Here is a 6,993-nt window from a genome sequence, read left to right as displayed (position 1 = left end):
ACGCTTTAGTGTCCGGACACGCACCTCCTACGACCCCGACCCCCTCCCGCCGCACGCCCTCCGCGGCTCGTGCCGGGTACCCACCAAGCCCGTCCGGCGATTGAGGACTCATAGACGAACAGGGACGGCATCCCGTGCCCCGACGGGGCGAAATCGTTGGACATCCTCACCGGTGGTCGACGAGTATCCGCAAGTGACAGACGAAGCGGATCAGCAGAGATCGTTCACCCGGAGCCTCAAAAGTGTTCGTTTTGTCGAGCTCTCCAGCGGGCCGATGTCTGCTTTGCTCGATGGGGACCTGTTCGAAGCCAGCAGGATGGCCGGGGTTTCGCTGACTGAGTACTTCGTGACCGACAGAGCACGGTGGCTGTGGCGGTTCCGGCTCGACCAGATGGACGCCGATCCTGGCCATGCACGGTGGATGGTGCGGCAAGCGGTCGTCGGCGACAAGGGGCTCGTCGTCGGACACGCGGGGTTCCACGGACCGCCCGATGAGGTCGGCATGGTCGAGATCGGCTACTCCGTCGCTCCTCATTTCCGTCGCCAGGGATACGCCCGGTCCATGCTGATCGAGCTGCTTCGCCGGGCAGCGGCCGAAACCGCAGTCACGACCGTGCGGGCGACGATCAGCCCCGCCAACGCGGCATCCCTGGCCACCATCTCGGGCTTCGGCTTCGTTGAGGTAGGAGAGCAGTGGGATGAGGAGGACGGTCTCGAACTCGTCTTTGAGGTCCCTGCCCGACGCGTTCCACCCGCTTGACGGGAAGTTCGCGGCAGAACTGGCTGTGACCGGGAGCGTCCGGCGCGGTTGTCAGGCCACGGCAGCGAGTCGGCCGTCCCAGCGGATGCCTTTCTCGCTGCGGATGTGGGCGAGTTCCTTGCGTTGGGCGGTCAGGACGTAGGGGTGCCGGGCGTTGGCGTTGCGCCAGTGCAGGTAGCGCTGAAGCTCACGGGTCTGGAGGTGTGGTTGGGGTGGTGGGAGTTGGCGAGGGTGAACTGCCGCAGGGGCCAGCGGGTGAAGGGCTGGCCGAGCTTGCGCGCCCACCGAGGGTCCACTAGACGGTGCCAGTCCGTACGGCGTTGACGAAATGCTGCCATGCGGCCGGTTCGAAGGCGTGGGCTCCCAGAAGGCGGTTCTTGCTGTCGCCGACGGCGACGAGGCCGTCCGCGGTCATCTGTCGTTCGAGGCATTGCCCCCCGTTGTCAGGGCTGTAGGAGGACTTCTGCCACTTGTCCTCGGGGAGGCCGTGCCGGATCATTTTTCGTCTACCTGCCTCTAGCTGGTCAGCGCTCTGGCCAATCGTGCGATCAGGCCCATGGACTGTCGCGACGGTAGAGCGCTCGCCCGGAGCTGGTCAAAAGCGAGCTTGTACCGGTCGACAGGTCCATCCTCCTCCAGATAGAGCATCCCGTCGAGGTATCCCAGGCTGACAACGTCCAGATCCATGGGATCCGGGTACGAGAAGATAGTGAACGCGCCATCCAGTCCGGCGTGCCAGCCCTGTCCGAAGGGAACGACTTGGACAGACAGTTGGGGTGGATTGTTCAACTCGATGAGCCGTTGGAGCTGAGCGGCCATTACCTTCGGTCCGCCGACCGTGCGGTGAAGTACGGCTTCGTCCAGCAGGCAGACGAACTGTGGCGGGTTCTCCCTCCGCAGGATCTCCTGCCGGTCCATCCGTACGGTGATGAATGACTCGATCCGATCCTCGGGAGCGCCCTTCTCAACGTTTCGGATGGACTCCTCCGCGTACTCCCGCGTCTGTAGGAGGCCAGGGACCAGGAGCGGCTGGAAGGCCAGTATCCGGACTGCGTCGGACTCGATGCTGATCTGCTCCTCGAAGTGTTCGCCAACGAGGTCGCTGTACTGCGCCCACCAGCCCTTGCGTCGGCCCTCCCGCGCCATGGTCGTCAGCGCCGTCTTGAGGCGCTGGTCCTCCACCCGGTACAGGGCCAGCAGCGCTTCGGCCTCCAGCTTGGTGATTCCCTGACGTCCGTTCTCCTGGCGGGAGATTTTGGACTTGTCGCCGCCGATGCGCTCGGCGGCCTCCTCCATCTTGATGCCCGCCGCTTCGCGCAGGCGCTTGAACTCGCCGCCTACCTTGCGGCGTCGGACCGTTGGACGTGGATGGCTCGGCAACTCGGCCTCCTTTCCGGATGAGTTCGGCAGTGGTGTGCCGTATCGAACCACAGCATCTCCAACTGTCGCCACGCACCAACTCGGTTGGCAAGTTCTTGCCAATCTACAATTTTGTAGCTCACCTAGTTGCGGTACGAGCATGGGTGGGTCCACTCTGTTGCCATCACAGATGGCGTCCGAGAAGTCACGGGGCGTCAAAGCCACTTGCGATGCGCCTGGTTCAGGGCGCCGAAGGAGCCATGGGCGTCATGGCAGACACAGACACCACGCAGTACCGGCAGGAGCTGACCGTTCGACCGGGTGTCCTCGCGGGTATCCGTCAGATCGTCGGCGTGTACGTACGGCTCTGGGGCTTTGCCTCGTTGGCGGAGACCACCGCGCTGTGCACGCACGAGCTGCTGTCCAATGTGGGCAAGCACACCAACTCCGCGGAGTGTGTGCTCACTCTCCAGCGCCGGCTTGACGGCGTCCGCGTAGTGGTCAGCGACACCAGCGGTGAACTGCCTGTCGTCCGCGAACCGGACTGGGCCGCCGAGAGCGGGCGCGGCCTGGTCGTCCTGGCAAGCATGGCCGATACCTGGGGAGTTGAGGGGCACTCCCTGGGCAAGGACGTCTGGTTCGAGATCCGCAGGCCCTCCCGGGAGGTCGCGGCGTGACCGGCGAGTTGAAGGTCCCGTTCATCACGCGGTGGAGTGGCGAGCGGCAGGGCTGATCTCCGCTTCGTTCTCGCCATCCACTCCTGCGTCAGCTCCGCCGCGTAACGGTCATCGACCTGGACGCCGAACTCGCCGCCGAAGGAACCGGAGTTCGGCTTCAGGCCGCAGAACGCTTCGGGCGTGGGGAGAAGAGTAAAGGATAATGCCGCCGCGTTACGGGTGTCGGAGCGGTCGGTGGAGCGGTGGCGGATGCGGTGGCCGATCCTGAGGACTCGAAGCGGCCGCAGCAGGGTCGAGCCGGGGCGACGGGCGCACAACCAGACCACCAAACAGCGCAAACACCAGGGCGCCGGCAGACCCGTGCCTCGCGCTCAACCGCTTTGACCTGCTTACAGCTGGTCCCCCAGGCCGGCTGGTTCCGGAGGATGCGTCCCGCCACCGTCCTTGACGTCCTGCTCGCAGGTTCGTCGGTCGTAGGACTGGTCATTGGGGATCAACAGCACTCCGGCAACCTGCTCAGGGTGCTCGACGGCGAGCCAGTCGTCGCCCGTGAGGTCAGCGTCCGGCCCGAACGCCTCGGACGAATAGACCGTCTGACACCCCAACGCCACGCGCTCCTTATCGACCGCGCAGGCATCCACTCCAGGGTCGGATATTTCATCGGCGCCGTCGAAGCGGTAGTGGAAGTGGACCTGGTCACCTTCGGAGGGCACCTGCGGATGGGGCTCAAGGCGCCAGTCAACGACCTCGGCGGTGACGCCGAGAGGCTGCCCGGACGTGTCCTCGACCTGCACCTTGACACCGGCCTCACCGCGCTTTGCCGTCGTGTCGGTGCAGCCCCGGAGGGAAGAGCAGCCGGGCAGGGCGAGAATCACCAAAGCCAACGGGGCACCGGCAAGTACCCGTGCGGGGAACACTGAGATGACCTCCGGTCGGGGTGGGGCGGAGCAGTGTATCCCGGGGCCTACGCGACACCGACGGCGGCCCGAGCGAGATCGCCCCCGCACAGCTGAGCCACCGCACTGACGGGTAGTCGGCGGTGCGGTCGATGCGCCACATCTTCTGGTCGGGCAGGTCGGCCGGCTGCGGCGCGTAGGTGTAGCCGGGACGAAGTCCAGGCTCCCTGGTGCCACGGCCGCCTTCCGGGCGAGTCGGCCGCCCCGGGGCGCGGAGACGCCCCGGCCCCGCACGGCCGCCGGCGCCGACATAAAGCGCCCCGGAGGCGAACCGAGCCCTCAAAAGAACACCGGGAACGGACCCGGCCGGCGCAGGGGGCGCTCCCCGCCGGCCAGGTCCTTGTCCCGTGCAGCGGGGAGAGTCACACCCCGGTGTGCAAGGCGATACGCTCATCGCCCGCGTACACGTTCATGGACGAGCCGCGCAGAAAGCCGACCAGGGTCAGCCCGGTCTCGGCCGCGAGATCGACGGCGAGCGATGACGGCGCGGAGACCGCCGCCAGCACCGGGATTCCCGCCATCACGGCTTTCTGCGCCAGCTCGAAGGAGGCACGGCCCGACACCAGCAGGATCGCCCGGGAGAGCGGCAGCAGATCCTGCCGCAGTGCCCGGCCGACCAGCTTGTCGACCGCGTTGTGCCGGCCCACGTCTTCCCGGATGTCCAGCATCTCGCCGCTCTCCGAGAAGAGGGCCGCAGCGTGCAGCCCTCCGGTCCGGTCGAAGACCTGCTGTGCCGCCCGCAGCCGGTCCGGGAGTCCGGCGAGGAACTCCGGCTCCACCTGGATCCGGGGATCGTCACCGATCGGGAAGCGGGCGGTGGTCCGTACCGCGTCCAGGCTGGCCTTGCCGCACAGTCCGCACGAGGAGGTCGTGTAGACGTTGCGCTCCAGTGTGATGTCCGGGACCGGCACATCGGGAGCGAGCTGGACATCGACCACGTTGTAGGTGTTGGAGCCGTCGGCCTTGGCTCCGGCGCAGTACACGATGGAGCGCAGATCGGCAGCGCTCGCGAGGACGCCCTCGCTCACCAGGAAGCCCGCCGCGAGTGCGAAGTCGTCGCCCGGGGTGCGCATGGTGATGGCGAGCGGCTTGCCGTTCAGCCGGATTTCCAGTGGCTCCTCGGCCACCAGAGTGTCAGGACGGGCCGAGACGACTCCGTCCCTGATACGGATGGTGCGACGGCGTTCGGTGACCCGTCCCATGGTGATCAGTCCTACTCGTCAGGCGTTCAGCGCTGCTGTACGTGCTGGTAGCCGAAGCGGCCCTTGATACAGAGGTTGCCGTGTGTCACGGGGTTGTCGTGCGGAGAGGTGACCTTGACGATCTCATTCTCCTGTACATGCAGTGTCAGATTGCATCCGACGCCGCAGTACGCGCAGATCGTGGTGGTCTCGGTCTGCGCCGACTCGTCCCATGTTCCGGCTTCCCGCATGTCGAACTCCGACTTGAAGCTGAGCGCTCCGGTCGGACACACCTCGATGCAGTTGCCGCAGTAGACACACGCGGAGTCGGTGAGCGGAGTGTCGTGCTCGGTGGAGATACGGGCGTCGAAGCCCCGGCCCGCCACAGAGATCGCGAAGGAGTTCTGCCACTGTTCGCCGCATGCGTCCACACACTTATAGCACTGGATGCACTTGTCGTAGTCACGGACGTACAGATCGTTGTCGACCTTGGGCTCCTCGTTGAGCCGGGCCGCGTCCGCGCCGAAGCGCTCCGGCTTCGCCTCGTACTCCTTGATCCATTCGGCGGCCCTCGGTGTGGTCGAGAGATCCGTCGAGGAGGCGAGGAGTTCGAGGACGACCTTACGGCTGTGCCGGGCACGCGGACTGTCCGTGCTGACCGTCATACCGGCCTCGGCCTTGCGTGAGCAGGCCGGAGCGAGCACACGCGCGCCCTCGACCTCCACGACACACACCCGGCAGGCGTTCTTCGGCGTCAGTGTGTCGCCCTCGCAGAGCGTCGGGATGTCCTTGCCCGCCGCCCGGCAGGCGTCCAGGATCGTGGAGCCTTCCGGCACCCGTGTCTCCTGGCCGTCGAGTGTGAACTCGATCAGCCGGCGCGGCAACTGGAGCGGTATCGCGGTCACTTGTAGGCCCCCAGACGGTCGATGGCGGACTCGACGGCACTCCACGCGGTCTGTCCCAGACCGCAGATGGAGGCGTCCTTCATGGCCTGACCGACCTCGCGCAGCAGCGCGATGTCGTCGGCCGCCGCGGCACCGGTACGGTCCACGATCCGGTGCAGCGCTTCCTCCTGACGGACCGTGCCGACCCGGCAGGGCACGCACTGGCCGCAGGATTCGTCACGGAAGAACTCGGCGATACGGACGAGGATTCTGGGCAGTTCGACCGTGTCGTCCAGCACCAGCACCACGCCGGAACCCAGCGTGGTGCCGGCGGCCCGGGTGCCCTCGAAGGTGAGCGGGATGTCCAGCTCGTCCGGCCGTACGAAACCGCCCGCCGCGCCGCCGAGGAGGATCGCCCGCATGGTGGGCGACGGGCCCGCCAGTTGGAGCAGCTCGCCGAGCGTGGCGCCGAACGGCAGCTCGTAGATACCGGGCCGCTCCACATTGCCCGAGACACAGAAGAGCTTGGGGCCGGTGGACTGGCCGGTACCGATCGCCGCGTACGCCTGCGCGCCGCCGGTCAGGATGGGCAGCACATTGATCAGCGTCTCGACGTTGTTCTCGGCGGTGGGCTTGCCGAACAGGCCCTTCTCCACCGGGAACGGAGGCTTGGAGCGCGGCTCGCCGCGATAGCCCTCGATCGAGTTGAACAGCGCGGTCTCCTCACCGCAGATGTACGCGCCGGCGCCGCGCCGGATCTCGATGTCGAACGCGTATCCCTGGCCGAGGACGTCGTCCCCGAGCAGTCCGCGGGCGCGCGCCTGGTCGATCGCGTGCTGGAGGAGCCGCAGGGCGCGCGGATACTCGCCGCGCAGATAGAGGAAGCCGCGCTGCGCGCCGACCGCGTACCCGGCGATGGTCATCGCCTCGACCAGCGAGTACGGATCGCCCTCCATGACCACCCGGTCCTTGAAGGTGCCGGGCTCGGACTCGTCGGCGTTGCAGACCAGATAGTGCGGATGGGCGGGCTGGGAGGCGGTGGCCTGCCACTTGCGCCCGGTGGGGAAGGCCGCGCCGCCACGGCCCACCAGACCGGCGTCGGTGACCTCCCGGATGACTCCGGCGGGCCCGAGCTCGAAGGCCCGCCGCAGCGCCGTGTAGCCGCCGTGCGCGCGG

General features: G+C 67.1%; 8 protein-coding genes and 1 pseudogene. 2 read left to right on the top strand and 7 right to left on the bottom strand.

From position 1 onward, the window contains the following. Nucleotides 1-274: 274 nt before the first annotated feature. Entirely contained in the window at nt 275-760 is a 486-nt protein-coding gene (locus GA0115259_RS24975) for a GNAT family N-acetyltransferase (RefSeq protein ID WP_093601186.1), read from the top strand. 51 nt (nt 761-811) lie between these two features. Here GA0115259_RS24975 and GA0115259_RS42155 read toward each other — a convergent pair. The 3 genes and pseudogenes from GA0115259_RS42155 to GA0115259_RS24960 all read right to left on the bottom strand — a co-directional run. Further along, a pseudogene (locus GA0115259_RS42155) lies at nt 812-1,011 on the bottom strand (IS630 family transposase); the annotation flags it as partial. A gap of 44 nt (nt 1,012-1,055) precedes the next feature. Next, a complete protein-coding gene (locus GA0115259_RS24965; protein ID WP_093601182.1) occupies nt 1,056-1,259 on the bottom strand; it encodes a DUF397 domain-containing protein in 204 nt (67 codons plus the stop codon). 17 nt (nt 1,260-1,276) lie between these two features. Next, complete coding sequence (locus tag GA0115259_RS24960; protein ID WP_237540481.1) at nt 1,277-2,140, bottom strand: helix-turn-helix domain-containing protein; 864 nt, start codon at nt 2,138-2,140, stop codon at nt 1,277-1,279. A gap of 248 nt (nt 2,141-2,388) precedes the next feature. On the opposite strand from GA0115259_RS24960, the gene GA0115259_RS24955 reads away from it, so the two are divergent. After that, nucleotides 2,389-2,796, top strand: a complete 408-nt coding sequence (locus tag GA0115259_RS24955) for an ATP-binding protein (RefSeq protein WP_141716684.1) — start codon at nt 2,389-2,391, stop codon at nt 2,794-2,796. A gap of 389 nt (nt 2,797-3,185) precedes the next feature. On the opposite strand, the gene GA0115259_RS24950 is transcribed toward GA0115259_RS24955, so the two are convergent. The 4 genes from GA0115259_RS24950 to GA0115259_RS24935 form a co-directional block, all read right to left on the bottom strand. Further along, the gene (locus GA0115259_RS24950) at nt 3,186-3,713 is read right to left on the bottom strand and encodes a hypothetical protein (protein WP_176732646.1); all 528 of its coding nucleotides are present in this window, start codon (nt 3,711-3,713) and stop codon (nt 3,186-3,188) included. Between the two features lie 401 nt (nt 3,714-4,114). Further along, nucleotides 4,115-4,954: a formate dehydrogenase accessory sulfurtransferase FdhD gene (fdhD, locus tag GA0115259_RS24945; RefSeq protein ID WP_093601176.1), complete on the bottom strand. Its 840-nt coding sequence runs from the start codon at nt 4,952-4,954 to the stop codon at nt 4,115-4,117. A 26-nt stretch (nt 4,955-4,980) separates the two neighbouring features. After that, on the bottom strand, nt 4,981-5,838 hold the full coding sequence (locus GA0115259_RS24940; RefSeq protein WP_093601174.1) for a 2Fe-2S iron-sulfur cluster-binding protein: 858 nt from the start codon (nt 5,836-5,838) through the stop codon (nt 4,981-4,983). Beyond that, nucleotides 5,835-6,993: complex I 51 kDa subunit family protein (locus tag GA0115259_RS24935; protein WP_176732645.1), on the bottom strand; the 1,159-nt coding region annotated here is incomplete at its 5' end. The genes GA0115259_RS24940 and GA0115259_RS24935, both read right to left, overlap by 4 nt.

The sequence above is a fragment of the Streptomyces sp. MnatMP-M17 genome (genome assembly GCF_900091995.1).
In the GTDB taxonomy this organism is placed as follows: domain Bacteria; phylum Actinomycetota; class Actinomycetes; order Streptomycetales; family Streptomycetaceae; genus Streptomyces.
This window is presented reverse-complemented; position numbering and strand designations above follow the sequence as displayed.

Excerpts from the sequence above, each read along its gene's own strand:
- GA0115259_RS24975 (WP_093601186.1), top strand. The coding sequence starts at position 275 with ATGTCTGCTTTGCTCGATGGGGACCTGTTCGAAGCCAGCAGGATGGCC.
- GA0115259_RS24965 (WP_093601182.1), bottom strand. The coding sequence starts at position 1,259 with ATGATCCGGCACGGCCTCCCCGAGGACAAGTGGCAGAAGTCCTCCTAC.
- GA0115259_RS24955 (WP_141716684.1), top strand. The coding sequence starts at position 2,389 with ATGGCAGACACAGACACCACGCAGTACCGGCAGGAGCTGACCGTTCGA.
- fdhD (WP_093601176.1), bottom strand. The coding sequence starts at position 4,954 with ATGGGACGGGTCACCGAACGCCGTCGCACCATCCGTATCAGGGACGGA.